18 protein-coding genes are annotated in these 23836 nt (G+C 67.0%); all 18 read left to right on the top strand.

The window, feature by feature from the left end:
- Nucleotides 1-20: 20 nt before the first annotated feature.
- Nucleotides 21-773: a ParA family protein gene (locus U5S82_01325; protein MDZ7750309.1), complete on the top strand. Its 753-nt coding sequence runs from the start codon at nucleotides 21-23 to the stop codon at nucleotides 771-773.
- Nucleotides 774-786: 13 nt separating this feature from the next.
- Nucleotides 787-1293 (top strand): STAS domain-containing protein, encoded by a 507-nt coding sequence (locus U5S82_01320; protein ID MDZ7750308.1) that lies wholly within the window; start codon nucleotides 787-789, stop codon nucleotides 1291-1293.
- A 101-nt stretch (nucleotides 1294-1394) separates the two neighbouring features.
- Nucleotides 1395-2252, top strand: coding sequence for a protein-glutamate O-methyltransferase (locus U5S82_01315; GenBank protein MDZ7750307.1), 858 nt, complete (start codon nucleotides 1395-1397; stop codon nucleotides 2250-2252).
- A 29-nt stretch (nucleotides 2253-2281) separates the two neighbouring features.
- Nucleotides 2282-2902, top strand: a complete 621-nt coding sequence (gene cheD / locus U5S82_01310) for a chemoreceptor glutamine deamidase CheD (GenBank protein ID MDZ7750306.1) — start codon at nucleotides 2282-2284, stop codon at nucleotides 2900-2902.
- 47 nt (nucleotides 2903-2949) lie between these two features.
- Nucleotides 2950-4059: a chemotaxis response regulator protein-glutamate methylesterase gene (locus tag U5S82_01305; GenBank protein ID MDZ7750305.1), complete on the top strand. Its 1110-nt coding sequence runs from the start codon at nucleotides 2950-2952 to the stop codon at nucleotides 4057-4059.
- A gap of 86 nt (nucleotides 4060-4145) precedes the next feature.
- Nucleotides 4146-4529, top strand: a complete 384-nt coding sequence (locus U5S82_01300; protein MDZ7750304.1) for a chemotaxis response regulator CheY — start codon at nucleotides 4146-4148, stop codon at nucleotides 4527-4529.
- Nucleotides 4530-4550: 21 nt separating this feature from the next.
- Nucleotides 4551-5288, top strand: coding sequence for a protein phosphatase CheZ (locus U5S82_01295; protein ID MDZ7750303.1), 738 nt, complete (start codon nucleotides 4551-4553; stop codon nucleotides 5286-5288).
- A 47-nt stretch (nucleotides 5289-5335) separates the two neighbouring features.
- The gene (locus U5S82_01290; protein ID MDZ7750302.1) at nucleotides 5336-5857 is read left to right on the top strand and encodes a hypothetical protein; all 522 of its coding nucleotides are present in this window, start codon (nucleotides 5336-5338) and stop codon (nucleotides 5855-5857) included.
- Nucleotides 5858-5870: 13 nt separating this feature from the next.
- Entirely contained in the window at nucleotides 5871-6515 is a 645-nt protein-coding gene (locus U5S82_01285) for a response regulator transcription factor (GenBank protein MDZ7750301.1), read from the top strand.
- A gap of 7 nt (nucleotides 6516-6522) precedes the next feature.
- On the top strand, nucleotides 6523-6879 hold the full coding sequence (locus U5S82_01280) for a PAS domain S-box protein (GenBank protein ID MDZ7750300.1): 357 nt from the start codon (nucleotides 6523-6525) through the stop codon (nucleotides 6877-6879).
- 60 nt (nucleotides 6880-6939) lie between these two features.
- Nucleotides 6940-8892: an amylosucrase gene (locus tag U5S82_01275; GenBank protein ID MDZ7750299.1), complete on the top strand. Its 1953-nt coding sequence runs from the start codon at nucleotides 6940-6942 to the stop codon at nucleotides 8890-8892.
- Between the two features lie 137 nt (nucleotides 8893-9029).
- Entirely contained in the window at nucleotides 9030-10403 is a 1374-nt protein-coding gene (locus tag U5S82_01270; protein ID MDZ7750298.1) for a GGDEF domain-containing protein, read from the top strand.
- A gap of 119 nt (nucleotides 10404-10522) precedes the next feature.
- Nucleotides 10523-11932 carry an FAD-dependent oxidoreductase gene (locus U5S82_01265; protein MDZ7750297.1) on the top strand — a complete coding sequence of 470 codons (1410 nt, stop codon included), beginning with the start codon at nucleotides 10523-10525 and terminating at the stop codon, nucleotides 11930-11932.
- Between the two features lie 343 nt (nucleotides 11933-12275).
- The gene (locus U5S82_01260) at nucleotides 12276-15071 is read left to right on the top strand and encodes a response regulator (GenBank protein ID MDZ7750296.1); all 2796 of its coding nucleotides are present in this window, start codon (nucleotides 12276-12278) and stop codon (nucleotides 15069-15071) included.
- Nucleotides 15019-18942: a PAS domain S-box protein gene (locus tag U5S82_01255; GenBank protein MDZ7750295.1), complete on the top strand. Its 3924-nt coding sequence runs from the start codon at nucleotides 15019-15021 to the stop codon at nucleotides 18940-18942. Before U5S82_01260 ends, U5S82_01255 begins: the two co-directional genes overlap by 53 nt.
- Nucleotides 18939-20552, top strand: a complete 1614-nt coding sequence (locus U5S82_01250; GenBank protein ID MDZ7750294.1) for an ATP-binding protein — start codon at nucleotides 18939-18941, stop codon at nucleotides 20550-20552. The genes U5S82_01255 and U5S82_01250 overlap by 4 nt, the downstream gene beginning before the upstream one ends.
- Nucleotides 20553-20750: 198 nt before the next feature.
- On the top strand, nucleotides 20751-21821 hold the full coding sequence (locus U5S82_01245) for a response regulator (protein MDZ7750293.1): 1071 nt from the start codon (nucleotides 20751-20753) through the stop codon (nucleotides 21819-21821).
- Nucleotides 21822-21993: 172 nt separating this feature from the next.
- Nucleotides 21994-23283, top strand: coding sequence for an outer membrane protein transport protein (locus U5S82_01240; protein MDZ7750292.1), 1290 nt, complete (start codon nucleotides 21994-21996; stop codon nucleotides 23281-23283).
- The last annotated feature ends 553 nt before the right edge of the window (nucleotides 23284-23836 follow it).

Genomic DNA, 23836 nt, shown 5'->3' with positions numbered 1-23836 from the left:
CCACCAGGGGCTGAGCCGACGTGTGCACCATCGCGGTAATCAACCAGAAGGGCGGCGTGGGTAAGACCACCACCTGCGTCAACCTGGCCCATGCCATCGCCCATGAAGGGTATCGGGTGCTGGCCATCGACCTCGATCCCCAGGGTCACCTGACGGTGGCCCTGGGGGGAGACGCGGCGGCGCCCGGCGTGGACCGCGTGTTGCTGGAGGACGCCGCGATGGCCCCGGTGGGCCGCGAGGTGCGGCCCAACATCATGCTGGTGGGTACGGGGCCGCGACTGGCCCGGGTGGAGCACGCGAAGCATGGCGATCCCAACCGCGCGAAGTTGTTGCAGCGCGCCCTGGCCGGCGTGTCCAAGGACTATGACTACATCATCATCGACTGCCCGCCGTCTTCCGGCCTGCTGGCGGTGAACGCCCTGCTGGCCGCCGACGAGGTGCTCATACCCGTGGTGGGCGATTACCTCACGGTGCAGGGGCTCGGCCGTTTCCTGAAGATGCTGAAACGCCTCGAAGAGGCCTTCGACCGCCGCATCCGGGCCTGGTTCACCTTCACCCGTTTTCATCATGATCGGCGCCTCGCCCTGGAGGTGAGGAGGCGGGTGATGGAGCGCTTCCCGGCACGGGTGCTGGAACCGCCCATCCGGGAATCGGAGACCCTGGCCGAGTGCCCCACCCAGGGCAAGAGCATCTTCGAGTACCGGGAGAGCAGCGAAGGCGCCGAGGACTACCGGTTGCTGGCACGCAACTTTCTCGCCGCCGTGACCCCCTGACAGAGGCAGGAACATGTCCGAACAAGACCTGATAAAGGATGACCCCTTCGACTGGATCGACGAGATGGCCGCCGATGCCGGCGGCGATGGCGATGCCGCCACGGCGCCAACGACCGTAGCCCTGGATGCCGGGGCCCTGGATGGAGACGGGGAAAGCCCCGGAACCCCGGAGCCGGCACAGGAGACGACCCTCGGCGCCGCGGAAGGCGCGGCGGGAGCGGCACAGGAGAGCGGCATCTTCGCCAGCACCCCCGTCAGGCTGCCCGCTCAGCTCACCCGCGAAGCGGTGCCCGAACTCAAGGTGCGCCTCGCCGCCATGCTGGCGGAGGAGGAGATCGTCCTGCTGGAAGGCGATGGCGTGAGCCTGTGCGATACCGCTGGCCTGCAACTGCTGGCGGCGTTTTTCAAGACCGCCGAGCGGGACAACGTGTTCGCGGGTTGGCACGGCGCCTCGGCGGCGCTCAGGGAGGATGCCCGGACCCTGGGTCTGGAATCCATGCTGGCCCTCGAAGATGCCTGAACCCTGAGGAACGCCGACGACCGGACATCCCTGGCCGGCATCGGCACGGAAGACGACAGGGCCCAATAGCAGCGTTTTGCCAACCAACGAGAACAAGAACCATGAACATGCAGGCCACGACGGTGGAGCGCGGGACACGGGAATTCAATTTTTCCGACAAGGACTTCCGTTACATCAAGAAGATTGTCCACGAGCATTCGGGCATCGCCCTGTCGGATGCCAAGCAGGATCTGGTCTATGGCCGCCTGTCGCGGCGCCTGCGTCACCACGGCATGACCAGCTTTCGGGACTACTGCGCCCTGCTTACGGATACTCAGGACGACACCGAGTTCGGTGAGTTCATCAACGCCATCACCACCAACCTGACGTCCTTCTTTCGTGAGAACCACCACTTCGAGTTCATGGCCGGGCAGGCCCTGCCGGCCCTCATGGAGGCCAACCGCGTGAGTCGCCGGCTGCGTATCTGGTCCGCCGGCTGCTCCACCGGGGAGGAGCCCTATTCCATCGCCATGGTGGTGGCCGAGCAGCTGCCCGCCGACTGGGACGTGCGCATCCTGGCCACTGATCTGGATTCCAGCGTGGTGGAGCGCGCGGCCGCCGCTGTCTATCCCCTGGAGCGGGTGGAAGGAGTGACCCTGGAACGCAAGCGCCGGTGGATGATGAAGGGCGGTGGCGGGCAGCGGGGCCTGGTGAGGATGCGGGACGAGCTGCGGGACATGATTACCTTCAACAAGCTGAATCTCATGCACGACTGGCCCTTCAAGGGGCCTTTCGACCTCATCCTCTGCCGCAACGTGGTCATCTACTTCGACAAGGACACCCAGCGGGTGCTGTTCGAGCGCTTCGCCAACGTTATCAATCCCCGGGGGTATCTGTTCCTCGGCCACTCGGAGACCCTGCATAACGTCAGTACCCGATTCGATCTGCTCGGCAAGACGGTCTACCAGGTCAGCGCCTGAGTCACGGCGCCCCCAGCAAGGACAAGAACATGGATATTCCCCTGGCTATACCCGAGTTCGAACACATCAACCGCTACTGGGACCGGGGGCGCATGTCCCCGGCCGCCAAGATCCTGCCGGGCGAATACTACGTCACCCGCAACGAGGAGCTCATAACCACGGTGCTGGGCTCCTGCGTGTCGGCCTGCATCCGGGATGCGGAGTCGGGCATCGGTGGCATGAACCACTTCATGCTGCCACTGCTGGGTCTGCAGGGCAGCCAGTCGACCCCGGCCAGCCCCGTGTTCGAGACCCGTTACGGCAACCATGCCATGGATCGCCTCATCGCGGACGTGGTGCGGGCCGGGGCCCTGAGGCAGAACCTCGAGGCCAAGGTGTTCGGCGGCGGCCGGGTCCTGAGCCAGATGACCGACGTGGGGCGCAAGAACATGGAGTTCGTGGTGCAGTACCTGGAGCAACACCGTATCCCCGTGCGGGGCAGCGACCTGGGGGACATCTATCCCCGCAAGGTGGTGTATTTCCCGCGCACCGGTGCCGCCTACGTCAGGAAGCTGAAGACCATGCACAACGACACCATCATTCGACGGGAAGAGGAGTACATGCACGAACTCGAGGAGTCACCGGCCCTGCGCCGGGCGGCCGGTACCTGAGTCGTGGCAGCCCATAAACCAATGCGCATCGATTCAGGAGACAACCGGTGACTGCGACAGCTGTAAGAGCCAACAAGAAGATACGTGTGCTGGTCGTGGACGATTCGGCCCTGGTGAGGAAGCTGATCACGTCCATGCTGAACGAGGACCCCGACATCGAGGTGGTGGGGGCCGCCCAGGACCCCTACGTGGCCCGCGAGAAGATCAAGGAACTCAAGCCGGACGTGCTGACCCTGGACGTGGAAATGCCCCGCATGGACGGCATCACCTTCCTGCGCAACCTCATGCGCCTGCGGCCCATGCCGGTCGTCATGGTCTCGTCCCTCACGGATCAGGGGGCCGACGTGACCCTCCAGGCCCTGGAACTCGGCGCCATCGACTTCGTGACCAAGCCGAAGATGGATCTCGCTCACTCCTTCGAGGGCTATGGCGAGGACATCCGCGAGAAGATCAAGGGGGCGGCGGGCGTGGAGCTGCGGGCCATGGAGATGACCCAGATGCGGCGGCGCATGGTGGAGCAGAAGCAGACGGCAGACGCCGTGCTGCCCCAGACCAACGGCGTCGCGCGCTTCAGGACCACGGACAAGCTCATCGCCCTGGGCGCCTCCACCGGCGGCACCGAGGCCATTCGCGAGGTGTTGTGCCGGCTCGACCCCGCCATGCCGGGGATGGTGATCACCCAGCACATCCCGGCGGCCTTCAGCGGCCCCTTCGCCCGCCGCATGAACGACAACTCCGCCCTCGCGGTATGCGAGGCCGAGGACGGCCAGCAGATCCTGCCGGGCCATGCCTACATCGCCCCCGGCGACCGCCACCTGGTGGTGGAGCGGGACGGCGCGCGGTTCATCATCAGGCTCCACGACGGGCCGCGGGTCAACCGCCACAAGCCCTCGGTGGACGTGATGTTCCGCTCGGTGGCCCAGAACCTGGGGCCCAATGCCGTGGGCGTGCTGCTCACGGGCATGGGGGACGACGGCGCCCGGGGCCTCAAGGAGATGCAGGAAGCCGGTGCCCCGACCCTGGCCCAGGACGAGCACACCAGCGTGGTCTGGGGGATGCCGGGGGAGGCGGTCAAACGGGGCGCCGCCGACCATGTGCTGCCGTTGCAGGACATCGCCGGGAGCCTCACCGGCATCGTCGCCGCCATCAAGAACTGAGGCGTTTTATCGCAACACAGACCCGGCGAGGTTTCCGGAGGTTAAGGTTTCCGGGAATGCGTCATGACACGATGACAGGAGGCACCATGGATACCAACATCAAGATACTCGTGGTGGACGATTTTCAGACCATGCGTCGCATCGTTCGCAACCTGCTGGCCGATATCGGCTTCACCAACACCGCCGAGGCCGACGATGGGGCCACGGCCCTGCCGATGCTGAAGGCGGACAGCTTCGATTTCGTCATCTCGGACTGGAACATGCCCAACATGCCCGGCATCGAGCTGCTGCGGAACATCCGCAGCGACGACAAACTGAAGAACCTGCCGGTGCTTATGGTCACCGCCGAGGCCAAGAAGGAGCAGATCATCGAGGCCGCCAAGGCCGGGGTGAACGGCTATATCGTCAAACCCTTCAACGCCCAGACCTTCCGGCAGAAGATCGAGAAGGTCCTCGAGAAGGTGGCGTGAGACAACGGGAAACGAAACCCTATGAACCAGGCTCTCAGTGACCACGACACCCTGCTGCCCCTGGCCCGCCGGCTGGTGGCGTCCATCGAGGCAGACGATGCCGGGGAGACGGAGCACGCCCTCGCCGAGCTGACCCGGCTGGGTGAGTCCACCCTGTACCAGCGCCTCGGGGAACTCACCCGGGAACTCCACGACGCCCTCGACAGCCTGCGCGTGGGCGAGGATCTGTCCGCCATCTCCGCGGAGACCATGCCCGAGGCCAAGGAGCGGTTGGACTATGTCAACACCCTCACGGAACGGGCCGCCACCGACACCCTGGACGCCATGGACGTGAGTGTTCCCATGGCCGAGATGCTGGGGGAACGCGCCCGGCTGCTGGCCCGGGAGTGGGATCGGGAGCCCCCGGGCCAGCCCCTCAACGGCATGGCCGGCGAACTGCGCGAATTCCTGGGTGATGCGGCCATGGCCTCCGATCTGTTGCGCGTGAAGTTCTCGGAGGTGCAGATGGCCCAGGGCTTCCAGGACCTCACGGGCCAGATCATCAGGCGCGTCACGGACATCGTTCAGGAGGTGGAACAACGGCTGGTGGAACTGGTGGTGACGGTGGGGCAGGGAGATGGACGACCGCGGCAGGGCGTACCACCGGCCGCGGCGGATGCCATCGCCGCCGAAGGACCGGTCATCCCCTCCATGGCCCGGGGCGACGTGGTCAGCGGCCAGGACGATGTGGACGATCTGCTGGCGGAACTGGGATTCTGAATCGTTGCCTGTCCCCTGCGGAGTTCGTTCGTGCCCGCATCGCCGCGGTGGACCCCGAGGCCGAGGGCATCGCGCGCGCCATCGCCGGCCTGGCCCGGGACACCATCACCCGGGTGCGCTCTATCACCCGCCAGTTGCGGCCCGTCACCCTGGATCGCCTGGGACTGCGGGACGCCATCACCGAGACCGTCCGGGAGTGGGCGGCAAGGCATCCGGGGGTCCACTGCGACCTGTGCATCACGGGGGTCTTCGATGCCCTCGACTGGTCCCAGAACATCGCCTTCTTCCGGGTGCTGCAGGAGAGCCTCACCAACGTGTCACGCCATGCCGGGGCGGAGCGGGTCTGGGTCAGCATGACGGGGCGACAACTCTGCCACGACGGAGACGCTGCGGGGCCCTTCACCCTCGTGGTGGAGGACGACGGTCGCGGCCTGCCGTCCCCTGTCCGGGATGGGGGGCTCGGCCTGATGACCATGAGCGAGCGCATGGGGGCCTGCGGCGGCGAACTCGAGATCGCCCGGGGCCGGGCGGGCGGTGTCCGGGTGACGGCCCGCCTCGGCACATCATGAAGCCCGCCGTACCATGACCCGCCGGCAGACCATGACGGTCCTGCTGGTGGATGACCACGCCGTGGTGCGCGCCGGCATCCGCTGCCTGCTGGAGCATGAAGGATATGCCCGGGTGGTGGGGGAGGCCGCCCGGGGCGAGGAGGCGTGCCGGCTCTATCCCACCCTGGAGCCGGACGTGGTGGTGATGGACATCTCCCTGCCGGGCATGAGCGGCATCGATGCCACGCGGCGCATCTGTGCCCGGGATGAGCGGGCCAGGGTCCTCATGCTCAGCGTCCACGACAACGCCCTGTTCGCCCAGCGCGCCTTCGAGGCCGGGGCCCTGGGCTATCTCACCAAGTCCAGTGACGGCACGCTGCTGGGGCAGGCCCTGGAGGAGGTCTGCGAGGGCCGGCGCTACCTCGGCCCGGACATCGCCCAGGCCTTCTTCGCCCATACCGCCGCCGGTGCCGGAAACCCCCTGTGCACCCTCGGCGAGCGCGAGTTCGCCGTCTTTCAGCTGCTGGTGGCGGGGCATTCCACCCAGGGCATCGCCGAGCGCCTCCACGTGTCGTCCAAGACCGTCTCCAACAACGTCAGTGGCATCAAGCACAAGCTTGGTGTCCAGACCACCGTGGAGCTGGTGCATCTCGCCCTGCGCCACGGCATGATGGAGTGAGCCCGCCGTGAACTGCCGGAACGACAGCGCCACCATCCAGGCCCTGGAGCTCTTCGAGGAGGCGCCCGAGGCGACGCTGCTGGTGGGCCCTGAGGGCGGAATCCTGCTGGCCAACCGGCATTGCGAGGCGGTGTTCGGCTACGGCGCCGGGGAGCTGTGCGGCCTGCAGGTGGAGGCCCTCATGCCCACCCACTGTCGCCTCGATCACCTCGCGTGGCGCCGCGCCTATGCGGCCTCGGGCGGCGCGCCTGAACCTGCGGCCGCGGTTCACTGCCGGCTGGATGCGCCGCGGTCATCCCCGGCCACGGGGTGCGACGGCTTTGCACATGGCGCGCCACTCTTGATAGCTTATATAAGCGATTGATTGCCCCAATACGTCACCGCCATGGCGGTGGTGTCCCCCCCTTTGTTTCCGGAGATCGTGTTGAAGACAGAACAGCAGTGGCTGGACGAGCATGGGGCCGTGTCCCTGAGGCGGCTGCTGCCCCGCATCGAGGCCCGTTTCAAGGACCAGACCGACGCCGCGGAATGGGACGCCTACGTGGACCGTGTGCGCCGCCATTTTCCGCGCCTGTTCGGTCATCTCCATGCCCTTTATGGCAGGAACTACGATTTCTTCTACCATTTGGAGGCCATCCTGGCCGCGGCCACCGAGATGTGGCTGGCCCGCCCCGGCGAGCTCAAGGCCCTGGACGCCATGCGCGAGGCCGACCCCCACTGGTACCAGTCCAACCGCATGGTGGGGGCCATGTGCTACGTGGACCTGTTCGCCGGCGACCTCAAGGGCCTGCGGGAGCGCCTGCCCTACCTCACGGAGATGGGCATCACCTACCTCCACCTCATGCCCGTGTTCAAGGTGCCGGCGGACGACAACGACGGCGGCTACGCCGTCTCCAGCTACCGCGAGGTGGATCCGGAGCTCGGCACCATGGAGGACCTCGCCGCCCTGGCCACGGAGCTGCGCCACCACGGCATCTCGCTGTGCCTGGATTTCATCTTCAATCACACCTCCGACGAGCACGAGTGGGCCACCCGGGCCCTGGCGGGAAGCCGCGAATACCAGGCCTACTACCGCATGTTCCCCAACCGGGAGATGCCCGACGCCTACGAGCGCAGCATGCCCGAGGTGTTCACCGATGACCATCCGGGGGCCTTCACCTATCGCACGCGCATCAAGAAATGGGTATGGACCACCTTCCACACCTATCAGTGGGACCTCAACTACGAGAACCCCGCGGTGTTCGCGAGCATGATCGAGGAGATGCTGTTCCTGGCCAACCAGGGCATCGAGATCCTGCGCCTGGACGCCGTGGCCTTCATCTGGAAGCGCCTCGGCACCAACAGCCAGAACCTGCCCGAGGCCCACCAGATCATCCAGGCCTTCAACGCCATCGCCAGCATCGCGGCGCCGGCCATGGTGTTCAAGTCCGAGGCCATCGTGCACCCGGACGAGGTGAACAAGTACATCGGCATCGAGGAGTGCCAGTTGTCCTACAACCCCCAGCTCATGGCCCTGCTGTGGGACGCTTTGGCCACCCGCGACGCCCGCCTGCTCTACTACGCCATGGCGCGCCGCTTCGCCATCGCCGAGGGTTGCGGCTGGGTCAACTACGTGCGCTGCCACGATGACATCGGCTGGGCCTTCGCCGACGATGACGTGGCGGCGGTGGGCTTCAAGCCCGGCGAGCACCGGCGCTTCCTGACCCGCTTCTTCACCGGCCAGTTCGAGGGCAGCTTCGCCCGCGGCGAGCCCTTCCAGGAGGACCCCGTCACCGGTGACGCCCGGGTGTCGGGCATGGGGGCCTCCCTGGCGGGCCTGGAACGGGCCCTGGCCGAGGGTGACGCGGAAGAGACGGAACTGGCGGTGCGCCGGATTCTGCTGATCCACGGCGTCATCATCACCATCGGCGGCATCCCCCTCATCTACCTGGGCGACGAGATCGCCATGCTCAACGACTATGACTACGGCCGCGACGCGGCCAAGCAGGGGGACTCGCGCTGGCTCCATCGCACCACCTTCGACTGGGAGCGGGCGGAGCAGCGCCGCGACGAGGTGACCGTGCCCGGGCGTGTCTACCAGGGCCTATTGCGGGTCATCCAACTGCGCAGCCAGAATGCCGCCTTCGCCTACGCCGATACCGAGTTCACCGAGACCGGCAACAAGCACGTGTTCGCCTTCTTCAGGAGCAACGACCAGCACGTGGTGTTCGTGCTCGCCAACTTCAGCGAGCGGGAACAGCGCCTGGAGGCGCGGCGCCTGCGCCAGATGGGGATGCGCAAGACCATGGTGGACCTCTATGCGGGCCGGGTGGTGACGGCTACCCAGGAACTCGTCATGGAGCCCTACCAGTTCATGGTGCTGTCGCGGGTGGCGTGATGGCCGCGGCGGGACAGGCAATGGCGCGCTGCGGGCGCCGGTCCTTAACTATCACCACCGCCGCTGATGCGGGGCCACCGATCCCGTCTGCAGGGCTCGCAACAACAAAAATGCCTTGAATCTAATAAAGGAGACATATGGGCAAAAACGAGAGACACCTGAGCGAACTCTTCTCCGCGGCCAACAACCGCAGGCTGGAGGTCATTCACGGCCATCTCGGGCCCCGGGCCCGGCAGATCGTCAACCTGTTCTATTCCGAACTCCTCGGCAATCCCGAGGCCGCGGTATTCCTGGACCACGAGATGGTGTCTCAGCGCCTCATCGCGAGCCAGACGGCGTGGCTGGACGACCTCTTCAGGCCCCGCCACAGCCATGACTTCACGGACTTCATCGCCCGCCAGCGGCGCATCGGCCAGGTCCACGCCCAGATCAATCTGCCCATGGAGCTCCAGGTGGAGGGCATGCGGGTGATGCGCCGGGAGATCGGCCGCGAGTTGGCGGCGGCGGCGGCGGACAAGTCCCAACTCATGGACTACCTGCTGCTGGTGAACGAACTGCTGGATGCCGTCGTGTCCCTGATGAACGAGACCTACATCGAGGACCTGGTGGCCCACGACCGCAACACCCAGTCCCTGCGCATGCACACCAGCGGCTACAACCTGGCCCTGGAGTGCGAGCAGCAGCGCGCCGCGCTCTACGACTGGCTGGCCGGCGCAGTGGGGATCCTGGGGCTGGAGGCGGAACTGAACGGCAACGACCTGCCCACCCTCGGCCGCTCGGATTTCAACCTGTGGCTGAACCACAAGGCGGCTCTGACCTTCGGTGAGTCCATCGACATTGAGCGTCTCAAGGAGGCGGTGGAGCGCATCGACGGCATACTCCATCTGGCCGCCGGCGAGCGTCGCAACGGCCTGCATCGCGGCTACCGGCAGCGCCTCGCCGAACTGGAAGAGGCGGTGCATGGGGCCGGCGTGGTGTTGTCCCTCATGAGCGAGCACATGGTGCATCACGAGGGTGCCCGGGACCCCCTGACCCGGGTGTTCAACCGGCGCTACCTGCCCACCGTGTTCCGCCACGAGAACGAGGTCTGCCTCAAGTACCACGCCACCAGCTCGGTGGTGGTGACGGACATCGACCACTTCAAGGAGGTGAATGACACCCACGGCCACGATGCCGGAGACCGCATACTGGTGGAGTTCGCGGAACTGTTGCTCGGCGGGGTGCGGGCCGGCGACTACGTGTTCCGCTTCGGCGGCGAGGAGTTTCTGCTGTTGCTGGCGGGGGCGAACGCGGAGCAGGCTGCGGACCTCGCCGAGCGCCTGCGTATCCAGGTGGCGGAGCATCGCTTCACCACCCGGGATGATGTCACGGTGCCCCTGACGGCCAGCTTCGGCGTCGCCCGCCATCTCTGTGGCCCCGACTACATGGAGAGCGTCAAGCGGGCGGATGTGGCCCTCTACGAGGCCAAGGAACAGGGCCGCAACCGCTGTATCATGGCGCCGGAGCCCTGAGGCGGCGGGCGCGATCGGGACCCGCGCATGACCTCGGCCCGGTCCCGGCCGCGCGTTTGCCCGGAAAGTAGGAGTCACTCCCGGGCCCGGCCCGCATCCTGACGACGAGGAATAGGAGCATGAACGGAGGCGACTTCGATACGGTCATCGTCGGTGGGGGGATCACGGGCACCGCCCTGATGTTCGTCCTGGCTCGCTACTCCGACGTCAAGTCCATCGCCCTGGTGGAGAAGCACGGCGAACTGGCGGCGCTGAACTCCAGCGGTCGCGCCAACAGCCAGACCCTGCACTGCGGCGATATCGAGACCAACTACACCCTCGAGAAGGCCGCGCGGGTCAAGGCCATCGCCCACATGATCGTGCGCTACGGCGAGGGTTTCCCCGCTGCCCGGCGCCACATGCGCGCCTTCCCCAAGATGGTCCTGGCGGTGGGGGAGGCCGAGGTGGAGGCCCTGCGCCGGCGCCACGCCGAGTTCGCCGGCACCTTTCCCTACATGGAGTTGTGGGAGGCCCCCCGCATCGCCGAGGTGGAGCCGGACGTGGCTTTGGTGGACGGCCGCCCGCGGCCCGAGCCCATCGTCGCCAGCGGGGCCCTGGGGGAGATCTGCGCCATCGATTACGGCGGCCTGGCCCACTCCTTCGCCGCCCAGGCAGCCGCGGACGGCGGCACCCGCACCGAGTTGGCCCTGGGCACCCGGGTGACGGGCATATCCGTCGATGGGGACGGCTACCGGGTGGAGACCAGTGGTGGCGGCTACGACGCCCGCTCCGTGGCGGTGTGTGCGGGCGCCCATAGCCTGCTGTTTGCCCACCGCATGGGCCACGGCGAGCATCTGTCCCTGCTGCCGGTGGCGGGCAGCTTCTATTTCACCCCCCGGCACATGCGCGGCAAGGTCTACACCATGCAGGATCCCAAGCTGCCCTTCGCGGCGCTCCATGCCGACCCCGACCTGCTGGTGCCCGGCAAGACCCGCCTCGGGCCCACCGCCCTGGTGTTGCCCAAGCTGGAGCGCTACCAGTGGGGCACCTACCTGGATTTCCTGCGCGTGCTGGGCCTCGACCTGCCGGTGGCCAGCGCCCTGTGGAAGCTGTTCGGCGACACCACCATCCGTAACTACATCCTCCGCAACATGCTGTTCGAGGTCCCGTGGTTGGGCAAGCGGCTGTTCCTCGAGGACATTCGCAAGGTGGTGCCCTCCCTGGCCCTCGGCGAGCTGAGCTATGCCCGGGGCATGGGTGGGGTGCGCCCCCAGGTCATCGACCGCGAGCGCCGCGAGATGTTGTTGGGCGAGGCCGTCGTCGATGCGGGCGGCGGCCTGCTGTTCAGTATCACGCCGTCGCCAGGGGCCAGCACCTGCCTCGGCAATGCCATCCAGAATGCCGCCAGCCTGGTGGCACACCTGGGGGCCCGCCTGGACCACGGCCGTATCGACGAGGAACTGGGAGGCGTGGAGGCCCTGGCGGCGGCGGGGCGGGAGGACCAGGGTGCCGTGGCCGCCGAGACATGGGCCGGGAGCAGGGAATCGTGAGTGGTCGATAACCAAACACGCGGGGCGTGGATCGCCGGCGGTTGGGTGTAGGGTCGGGCAGGCGCGATGGCCGGATTTGACGGCGCCACGACCTCATGTAATCTTTAAGTAACCGCCGCGTCACCCTGCCCCCGTGGCGCCGGCGTCTCCACCACCATCGCCAGTTCGGTCTCGTCGGACCTTGCCCCGTCCGCAGCCCGCCGGAACTCCCATGCCTGCCGGTGCCATGCGCTGGGCATGGCCCCGGCGGGCATAAGAAAGCGGCCCCGGCGGCCGCTAAAGTGTCTCAAGACAATTTTAAAGGCCACAGGCCACTTCACCAGAGGGCAGCACGGGTATGACCATGTCTCCCCAGCGACCCCGCGCCGGGCGGCGATCCGACCCGGCACGCACCGCAGCGCAGCGGCCCGATCTGCAGGGCCGGATGCCCCGCATCCACCTTTTGGAAGGCGACCTCCTGCACTGCGGTCCCTTGGCCGCGGTCCTGGAACGGGCCGGGTTTCGCGTCCGCGTCTACCCGCGCTCCGCGACCCTCGCCGCGGCGTGCGCAATGACGGATGGCGAAACGCCCGCCGCCGTGGTGATGGGTGCCCGGCTGCCGGCAGGGGCCGGCGGCGACGGTACCCTCGCCGCCCAACTCGGCAGCGCCCGTGAACTCGGCATCGCGGTGGTGGTGGTCACCGCCGATGACGATGTGCAGACCCGGATGGCGGGATTCCGTGCCGGCGTCGCCCGCTACCTGAAGGCGCCGCCGGACCCCGGGCGGCTCACGGAGACCCTCGACGAACTCACCCATCGCCAGCCGACCCGGCCCTACCGGGTGGTGATGGTGGATCCCGACACCGCATCCCTGGAGGCCCAGGCGGCGCTGTTGCGGGATGCCGGCATGGCGGTGCAGACGGTATCGGCGCCGTTGGAGACCCTGGACACGGTGGCGGCGTTCACCCCCGACGTGGTGGTGATGGAGATCCACATGGAGGAGGCCAGCGGCCCGGAATTGGCGGCCCTGTTACGGGAACGCCATACCGGCATGGAACTGCCCATCCTGTTCCAATCGACGGCGCCCGGCGCCGGTCGTGATCTGTCGGCCCTCAGACTGGGTGGCGACGATTGCCTGATGAAGCCGGTGCCTTCCCACCACCTGGTGGCCGCGGTGACGGCCCGCGCGCGCCGTGCCCGCCAGGGCAATGCCGTCCACCGGCGACTCGCCGATACCGTGTACGAGTGCGATCGCGAGTATCAGGCCCTGGACCACCATGCCCTGGTGAGCATCACCGACGCCAAGGGCGACATCATCTACGCCAATGACCGTTTCTGCCGCGTCAGCGGCTATCATCGCGACGAGTTGCTGGGCCAAAACCACCGCATCATCAAGTCCGGCATCCATCCCCCGGAGTTCTACGAGGACCTCTGGCGCACCATCGCCGGGGGAGGTATCTGGCAGGGGGATATCTGCAACCGCCGCAAGGACGGCAGCCTCTACTGGGTCACCTCCACCATCACCCCTTTCCTGGATGACACCGGCAGACCCTACCAGTACGTCTCCATCCGTACCGACATCACCGCCCTCAAGCTGGCGAAGGACGAGCGCTCCAAGCTCTCCCGCATCGCCCAGGAGACCACCAACGGGGTTATCATCACCGACGCCGAAGGCCGGGTGGAGTGGATAAACGCGGGCTTCACCCGCATCAGCGGCTATGGCCTGGAGGACATGCGGGGCCGGAGTCCCGGGCACCTGCTCCAGGGCGAGGCCACGGATACGGCGACGGTGCGCCGCATGCACGAGGCCCTGGCGCATCTGGAGCCCTTCGAGGTGGACGTGGTCAACTACACCAAGGTGGGGCGTCCCTACTGGGTCCACATCGCCTGCGATCCGCTGCATGACGACGCCGGCGCCCTCCAGGGCTTCATGGCCATCCAGTCCGACATCACCGAGCAGGTCCATGCCCGGGAGGCTCTCATCACCGCTCGCGACGAGGCGCAACAGGCCAACCGCGCCAAGTCCGAGTTCCTGTCGCGAATGAGCCACGAGTTGCGTACGCCCATGAACGCCATTCTCGGTTTCGGGCAGCTCCTGGAGTACGACCCGGCACTGTCGGAGGACCACCGCGACAATGTCCGTGAGATCCTCCAGGCCGGCCACCACCTGCTGGAACTCATCAACGAGGTACTGGATCTCTCGCGCATCGAGTCCGGCCGCCTCGAACTGTCGGTGGAGGCGGTGGAACTGTGTCCGGTGGTGGAAGAGGCCTTGAGCCTGGTGGCCGGCCTGGCCCAGAGCCATGGCATCCAGATGCGTCATGACGGCCTGGCGGGGGTGGCGGTGCGCGCCGATCGCATGCGTCTGAAGCAGGTGCTGCTGAACCTGCTCTCCAACGCCGTCAAGTACAACCGCGACGGCGGCAGGGTGGTGCTCACGGTGCGGCCGGTGGGTGGCGACTGGCTGCGCATCCAGGTGGAGGACACCGGCTATGGCATCCCCGCCGGACGCCTGTCCGAGCTGTTCGAGCCCTTCCGTCGCCTCAATGCCGAAAACAGCGCCATCGAAGGCACCGGCATCGGCCTCACCATCACCCGTCGCATCGTGGAGATGATGGGAGGCACGGTGGGGGTGGAAAGCGAGGAGGGAGTGGGCAGCACCTTCTGGATCGAGCTGCCACGGGAGTACCTGCCGGAGTTCGATGACGATGCCGGCCCGGGGGCCAGCGAGGCCGATGGCCGGCCGGCGGGCGATGGCGGTGAGGTGGCCACCCATACCCTACTCTATATCGAGGACAACCCCGTCAACCTCAAGATGGTCGCCCAGATCCTCGGCCGCCGCCGCAACATCCGCCTTCATACCGCGCATCTGCCGGGCATCGGCATCGAGCTGGCTACGGCCCACCACCCCGACCTCATCCTGCTCGACATCAACATGCCGGACATGGACGGTTACGCGGTCCTGGATGTCCTGCGCGCGCGGGTGGAACTGGCCGAGGTCCCGGTGGTGGCCATCACCGCCAACGCCATGCCCCGGGACATCCGCTACGGTATGGCCGCCGGCTTCACCGCTTACCTCACCAAGCCCCTGGACGTGACGGCCTTCCATGAAGTCCTGGACCGGCTGCTGGACGGCAGGCCAGAATCCGTCCCGCCATGATCCGCGGCGCCGGCGCCATGGGACCGCTGCCACCGTCCGGGATGGCCGGGAGGCGCCTGTGACCACGGGGCTGGAATCCCATCTCGGACTCATCTATGCGGTCTACGGCCTCGCCTTCTTCAGCCTCGGGGTGGTGGTGTCCGTGCTGCCGCGCTCCGACAACGGCCTCCCCTTCGCCCCCCACCTGGGATGGCTGGCGGCCTTCGGCATGCTCCATGGGCTGCTGGAATTCGTCGAAGGCCAGCGCCTGCTGGCCTCCGCGCCCTGGCTCGACTGGGCCGGCGGGACCCTGCTGATCCTCTCCTACGGTGCCCTGCTGGAGTTCGGGCGGCGCATCTGGAATATCGCAGAAGGGCCCTTCAGGCTGCCCGCCGCCCTGGTTCAGGGTGCGGCGGTCGCCGGCGTGGCGGTATTCGTGCTGGGGGCGGCCGACCCTCTGGCCGGCCTGGAAGCCGGCAGCCGCTGGCTGGCCGGCACCCCGGGGGCCGTGCTGGTGGGTGCCGCATTGCTGCTCTTCGCCGGCGCCAGGGCGCGCCATGCGGGCGCAGACGCCACCATCCACTGGCTGCGTGCGGCGGCACTGGCATTGCTGGCCTACGGCCTGCTGACCCCGTTCCTGACCACCGCCTATGCGCGCCTGCCGGCATGGCTGCCCACCAGCGGCGATTTCCTGGACTTCACCGGCCTGCCGGTGCAACTGCCCCGCGCCCTGTGTGCCGTGCTGGCGGCCGTGGCCTTCGTCATGCTGGTGCGCCGCTCCGGCCGCCGCGCCAACACCGCCCTGCGGCGCGTGGTGAACACCCTCGACGGCTTCGTCTACCGCTGTCGTGACGACCGTCACCGGAGCATGACGTCCGTTACCGACGGCGTCCTCGGGGTGACCGGCTATGCGCCCGAGGCGTTTCTCGACCCCGCCGAGGTGCATTACGGCCGCTTGATCCATCCCGACGACGTCGACGATGTCCGGACCGGGGTCCAGGCGGCCACCGGTGCCCGCCGGGATTTCGACCTCAGCTATCGCATCGTCAGCCGCGGCGGCGGGGTACGCTGGGTCCATGAGCGCGGCCGCGGCATCCGCGGCCTCGGCGACCGCCTGCGCTACCTGGAGGGCCATATCAGCGACGATACGGCGCGCCAGGAGGCCATGGAGGACCTGGCCCGCACCACCCGCCTGCTGGACAGCATCGTCGAACACGTCCCCAGCATGATCTTCGTCAAACGCGCCGCGGACCTGCGCTTCGAATACTTGAATCGCGCCGGCGAGACCCTCCTCGGACGGCACCGGGAACAGGTCATCGGCGGCACCGACCGCGACCTGTTCCCCGAGGAGCAGGCGGCGTTCTTCACCACCAAGGACCGCGAGGCCCTGGAAAGTGATGGGGTGGTGGATATCCCCGAGGAGACCATCGATGCCCGTCGCGGCCCTCGCGTGTTCCACACCCGCAAGATCGCCATCCGAGATGACCGGGGCGAGCCCCGTTACCTGCTGGGGATCTCCGAAGACATCACGGAATCCCGCCGTGCCGCCCTGGCGCTGCAGGACAGCGAGGCCCGCCTCCGGGAGGCCCAGCGCATCGCCCGGGTGGGGAACTGGGAGCTGGATCTCGCCAGCGGCCGCCTCGATTGGTCCGAGGAGATCTTCCGTCTCTTCGAGATCGACCCGCACCGCTTCGCCGCCAACTACCAGGCCTTCCTCGATGCCATCCACCCGGCGGACCGCGAGCGGGTCGACGCCGCCTGCAGTCGTTCCCTGGAGGACCGTACACCCTACGTCATCAGCCACCGCCTGCGCATGGGCGACGGACGGATCAAGTGGGTGGAGGAACGCTGCGTCACCGACTTCGACGGCGACGGCCGGCCCCTGGTGTCCCGGGGCACGGTCCAGGACATCACCGAGCGCCATCTCCTCGAAGAAGAGTTGCGCCAGTTCCGGGCGACCCTGGACCAGACCCTCGACTGCGTGTTCATGTTCGCGGCCGATACCCTGCGTTTTACCTACGTCAATCGGGGGGCCATGGACCAGTTGGGCTATGGCCGGGAAGAACTGCTGGGGATGCATCCCACGGACATCAAGCCCGCGTACGATGAGGCGCGCTTTCGTGCCCTCATTGCGCCATTGCTGGCAGGGACCAGGGAGCGCCTCACCTTCGAGACCGTACACCGCCACCGCGACGGTCGCGACATCCCGGTGGAGGTCTTCCTGCAGTACATAAACCCGCCCGATCAGGCGCCCCGCTTCATCGCCGTGGTGCGGGACATCACGGAGCGCAAGCAGGCCGAGGAGACCCTGAGGGAGATGAACCGGGTGCTGGAGCAACGGGTGGCGGAGCGCACCGCCGCGCTGGCGGAGCGGGAGGCGCAGCTGCGCCGCGCCCACGCCATCGCCCGTCTCGGCCACTGGACCACCGATGTCCAGAGCGGTGAGGTTACCTGGTCCGATGAGGTGTATCGGATCTTCGGCCAGGACCCCGAGACCTTCCGGCCCGGCGTGGAGGCCTTCTATGCAACGGTGCATCCCGACGACCTCGAGCCTGTGCAGGAGGCCGCGGACGCGACCTTATCGGGCACCGGCGACTTTCGTATCGACCATCGCATCGTGTTGCCGGGCGGGGAGGTGCGTTGGGTCCACGAGGAGGCGGTGGCCGAGTTGGATGACCAGGGGCGGCCCCGGCTGCTCACCGGCACGGTGCAGGACATCACCGAGCGCAAGCAGGCCGAGACGGCGGTCATCCAGGCCCGGGACGAGGCCGAGCGGGCCAACGCCGCCAAATCCGTGTTCCTGTCGCGCATGAGCCACGAGCTGCGCACCCCCCTCAATGCCGTGCTCGGCTTCTCCCAGCTGTTGCAGACCGACCCCGACCAGCCCCTGACCGAGGTCCAGACGGACAACGTGGCGGAGATCCGGCACGCCGGCAAACACCTGCTGGAGATGGTGAACGAGGTGCTGGATCTGGCACGCATCGAGAGTGGGCACATGGAACTGAGCCTGGAGCCGGTGGCCGTGGCCGCGGTGGTGAATGCCTGCGCGGCCGGCATCCGCCCCATGGCCGACGAGCGGGGCATCACCCTCGGCTTCGACGTCGACCCCGACTACACCGTGCAGGCCGATTACACCCGCCTCACCCAGGTGCTGCTCAATCTGCTGTCCAACGCCGTCAAGTACAACCGCGACGATGGCCGCATCGAGGTCAGGGTGACCGCGGCCGGGCCGGCGCGCCTGCGCATCGCCGTCGCCGATTCCGGTCACGGCATCGCAGCCGCGGACCAGCAGCGCCTGTTCCAGCCCTTCGAGCGCCTGGAATCCGCCTATGCGGGCATCGAAGGCACCGGCATCGGTCTCGCCCTGTCCAGATATCTGGTGGAGGCTATGGGTGGCACCATCGGCGTGGACAGCAGCCTCGGCGTGGGCAGCGAATTCTGGTTCGAGCTGCCGGCGGCCGAGCCGGCGGCAGCGCACGGGGGTGAGTCGGGAGAGGCGCTATGCCGGCGAGTTCTCTACGTGGAGGACAACCCCGCCAACCTCAAGCTGGTGCAGAAGTCCATGGCTGCCCGCGGCGACATCGAGCTACTGGCGGCCACCAGCGCCGAGGAGGGGCTGGAGATCGCCCGGCAGCAGAGACCCGCGCTGGTGCTGCTGGACATCAACCTGCCGGGCATGGACGGCCTCGCGGCCATCGCCCGGCTCAGGGAAGACCCCCTCACCCGCCACATCCCGGTCGTGGCGGTGTCCTCCAACGCCATGCCCGGCGACATCCGCCGCGCCGCCGCCGCGGGCTTCGACGACTATCTGACCAAGCCCCTGGACATGAGAAGGTTGCATGCTATGGTCGATCAGTACCTGCAGCGAGCCGAGTATCCCGACTCGTCGTGAACTTCATCGACATCATCCGGCACAAACGCCTCGAGGCGGAACTGGCAGACCACCGCCACCTGCTCGAGGAACTGGTGGCTCGGCGTACCGCCGAGGCGACGCGCCAGAGCGCCCGCAGCGCCATCATCGTCGACACCGCCATGGACGGTTTCTTCCTGGTGGACCTGACCGGCCGCATCGTCGACTGTAACCGGGCCTTCTGCCGCATGCTCGGCTATGATCGCGAGGAGCTGCTCGCCCTCTCCATACCCGACATCGAGGCCATGGAGACCCCCGCCGAGACCCGCGCCCACATGGACAGGCTCATGGTGGACGGACACGACCGCTTCGACACCCGCCATCGCCACCGCGACGGCACCGAGATCGACGTGGAGGTGAGCGTCACCCTGGCGGAGAACGGCGGCGAGCGGCTGTTCTTCGCCTTCGCCCATGACATCGGCGAGCGTAAGCGCGCCGAGGCGGCCCTCGCGCAGGCCCGCGACGAGGCGGAACGCGCCAACCGGGCCAAGTCCGAGTTCCTGTCGCGCATGAGCCACGAGCTGCGCACCCCGCTCAACGCCGTCCTCGGCTTCGCCCAACTGCTGGAAGCCGATGCCGAACACCCCCTCACCCCCAACCAGGCCGACAACGTGGGCGAGATCCTGGCGGCCGGCGATCATCTGCTGGAGATGGTTAACGAGGTCCTGGACCTCAGTCGCATCGAGAGCGGCCGCCTGGAACTGGGTCCCGAGGCCGTGGCGGTAGCACCCCTGGTGGAGGCCTGCACGACCCAGATCAGGCCCCTGGCGGAGCGCCGCGGCATCGACCTGGCCCTGGACCTCGGGGAGGTGGGTGAGGCGCGCGCCGACCCCACCCGCCTCAAGCAGGTGGTCCTCAACCTGCTGTCCAACGCCGTCAAGTACAACCGCGAGGGCGGACACATCGCGGTACGCCTGGGCGCCAGGGGGGACACCCGCCTGCACCTGGTCGTGGAGGATACCGGCCACGGCATCGACCCGGCCTACCTGGGGCGCCTGTTCCAGCCCTTCGAGCGCCTCGGTTCGGCCTACTCGGGGATCGAGGGCACCGGCATCGGGCTCACCCTGTGCAAGCGGCTGGTGGAAGCCATGGGTGGCACCATCGGCGTCGACAGCACCCCAGGCGCCGGCAGCACCTTCTGGTTCGAGCTGCCCCTGAGCCCCGCCGACTCCATCCCCTCATCCCCATCGCCGCCGGCGGCCCGGCGACCGTCCGATCACCGTTACCGGGTGTTGTACATCGAGGACGACCGGGTGAACGTCGGCCTGCTCAAGCTGCTGGCGGTGCCGGCGGGGCTCGACCTGCTCACCGCCGAGAATGCCGAGGACGGCCTCGTGATGGCCCGCCGGGAACGCCCCGACGTGATCCTGCTCGACATCAACCTGCCGGGCATGGGGGGACGCGAGGCCGTGGGCCATCTGAAGGCCGATGCCGTCACCGCACACATCCCGGCGATCGCCGTGTCGGGGGAGAGCCGGGAGGAGGGTGACTTCGCATCCGGCTTCGATGCCTGGTTGATGAAACCCTTCGAGGTGGAACGCCTGCGCGACCTCATCCGGCGCGTAGTGAAGGAGGCTCCGGGGCCACCGTGAACCCCGTCGGGGCCTGAAGGCCGGACAGCGGAGCCCGCCGTCGTCCCCGGCGGCAAGCGGGCGCACTCGGTGTGATGAGGGGTCGCCTTCCCTGAACACATCCGGGGGCCACCCGTTAAACTCGAACCATGTGCCGGACGCTACCCCCGGGAACGCCGGTGACGATTACCAGGATCCGACGTGGCAGGAAGACAAGATATGACCGACGACAACCGCCGAACCGAGCGCATACTGGTGGTGGACGACGAGGCGGCGAACCTCAAGCTCCTGAACCGCATGCTGCAAAGCGAGGGTTATAGGGAACAGGTGCTGGTAGAGGATCCGCGCCAGGTCATCCCCCTTTACCGGGAGATGCGCCCGGACCTCATCCTCCTCGATATCAATATGCCGCATCTGGACGGCTTCGAGGTGCTGGAGCAACTGCAGGCCCTCGATGATCCACTGCTGCCGCCGGTGGTGGTGCTCACGGCCCAGCATGGCCGGGACCACCTGCTACGGGCCCTGGCCGAGGGCGCGCGGGACTATATCACCAAGCCCTTCGACCGCAACGAGCTGCTGATGCGGGTGCGCAACCTGCTGGACGCCCAGCTGGCCCACCGCCTGGTCCATGACCAGAAGGCCATACTGGAAGACATGGTGAACGAGCGCACCGACGAGCTGCGCCGCACCCGCCTCCAGGTGGTGCAGCGCCTGGGCATGGCGGCGGAGCACCGCGACGAGGAGACGGGCAACCACATCCTGCGCATGAGCTATTCATCGGCCCTGCTGGCCTGGTCTCTCGGGTGGAGTGATGACGACTGCGACCTGCTCCTGAACGCCAGCCCCATGCATGACATCGGCAAGATCGGCATCCCCGACGCCATCCTCCTCAAGCCGGGTAAACTGGAACCCCACGAGTGGGAGATCATGAAGACTCATGCCACCATCGGCGGCAAGCTGCTCGGGGGCGACGACTCCGACCTCATGCGCCTGGCCCGGGATATCGCCCTGGGTCACCATGAGAAGTGGGACGGCAGCGGCTATCCCCAAGGGCTCGAGGGTGCCGATATCCCCCAGGCCGCCAGGATCGCCGCCGTGGCCGACGTGTTCGACGCCCTGACCTCGGTCAGGCCCTACAAGGCGGCCTGGCCCGTGGACAGGGCAGTGGACCTGATGAAGGAAAGCAGCGGCAGCCACTTCGACCCGGAGCTGGTAGAGGTCTTTCTGCAGGAGCTGCATGGGATCCTGGAGATCCGCCAGCGCTTCGATGATCCCGATGATGGGGGATAGCCCTACGGCGGCGGTGCTTATCGATGGATGGAGCGGCCGGCCGGCAGCGTAACGGGGTCGCGTCAGATGCAATAATGGGGATCCACGAGCGCGGGGAGTGGCGGGTTTTTGTAGAGATGCGGGTGGTTGGCGTAGGATGGCGAACCAGTCTGTACGGCGAGAGATTAAACACATGAAAAGATTTCTTGGTTCCACCATCGTCCTGTTGCTGGGTGCCGGCCTGGTGCCCCTTGCCCATGGTACCAACGGCTATTCCCCCACGGGTTTCGGCACCGCCAACAAGGGCATGGCCGGGGCCGGCGTGGCCCTGCCCCAGGACAGCCTGGCGGCGGCCACCAATCCCGCCGGCATGGCCCTGGTGGGGCACCGACTGGACGTGGGGGCGGCGGTGTTCAACCCCAACCGGGGGTTTACCGCCAACGCCGATGGCGGGCCGCCGTTTCCCAGCATTCCGCCGGGGGAGTTCGACAGCGACAGGGACATCTTCCTCGTCCCCCATTTCGGCTGGAATCGGTCCCTGGGTACCGACGCCGCCATCGGTATCTCGGTGGGCGGCAACGGCGGCATGAATACCGACTTCGACACCGCCGTATGGCAGAATTTCTCGCCCCCAACCGCCCCTGATATGTTCCAGGCCAGCGAGCCCACCGGGGTGGATCTGGCCCAGCTCTTCATCGGCTTCACCTATGCCCGCCAGGTGTCCCCCAACATGGCCTTCGGCATCATGCCCATCGTCGCCGTGCAGCGCTTCGAGGCCGAGGGTCTGGAGCCCTTCCGGGCCTTTTCCACCAGCCCGAACCATGTCACCAACAACGGTCATGACTATTCCTGGGGCTACGGCGTGCGGGTAGGCTGGCTCGGGCGCGCCTCTGAGCGTCTCACCCTGGGGGCGTCCTACCAGAGCAAGCTGTACATGGAGCGCTTCGATGACTACCGGGGCCTGTTTGCCGAGGACGGGGACTTCGACATCCCCTCCACTTTTACGCTGGGGCTGAGCTACGCCGCCACCCCCCATGTGGCCCTGGTGGCGGACTGGCAGCGTATCCACTACTCCGACGTGGCCGCCCTCGGCAACTCCAACGATCTGCCACCGCAGCCGGGGATCCTTGGAAGCGATGGCGGCCTGGGCTTCGGTTGGGATGATATCGACATCATCAAGCTGGGCATCCAGTGGGACCGGGACGAGGCCTGGACCTTCCGCGCCGGCCTCAGTCACGCCGATCAGCTCTTCGACAAGAGTGAGACCCTGTTCAACATCCTCGCCCCGGCCACCATTCGCACCCACGCCAGCCTCGGCTTCACCTGGCGGCCGGACCCTGGCCATGCCATCAGCCTGGCCTACACCCGGGCCTTCGAGGAGAAGATCTCGGGAAGCAATCCCAACTTCGTCGGCACCCAGACCGGCTTCGTGGAGATGGATCAGCACGAGCTGGAGGTGAGCTGGGGCATTCGCTTCAATTGACCGCCCATCCGTAAGCTTGATCAACTACGAAATACGCGAAAGACGCGAAGGTTAACCACGAAACACACGAAAAATCATTTGTCTCTCACGGAGGCACGGAGGCACAGAGAATCAAGACGAAAGCGCATGCTTTCCGTTGGTGATGCGGAACGGGGGCCTCTCGCCAAAGCCGCCATTCAGACCCGGCTATCTGTCTTTCTCCGTGCCTCCGTGCCTCCGTGCCTCCGTGAGAGACTGTATTTCAGGCCTGCCTACTATCCCGTGGCCCCGGTACAAGACGAACGGCATCCACTACCAAGGATGATTTTAATTAACCGATCCAGAATCTTTTTCAACTACGAAATACGCAAAAGACGCGAAGGTTAACCGCGAAACACACGAAGAATCACGAAAGATCAGGAACGACATGATCGGTGCTGGATGCGGCCCTTCCCTGGCCAGTCCTATACCATACGGCATAGGAATGAGACCCCGATGGCTCCCGGCATGCACGGTGACAACAGCCCCCTGATCACCCATTACATTTCGCGTTTTTCGCGTCTTTCGTGGTTAC

The organism is Gammaproteobacteria bacterium (assembly GCA_034522055.1).
Taxonomy (GTDB): Bacteria; Pseudomonadota; Gammaproteobacteria; order JAABTG01; family JAABTG01; genus JAABTG01.
The sequence above is the reverse complement of the archived record's forward strand: the minus strand, read 5'-3'. Positions and strand labels throughout refer to the sequence as shown.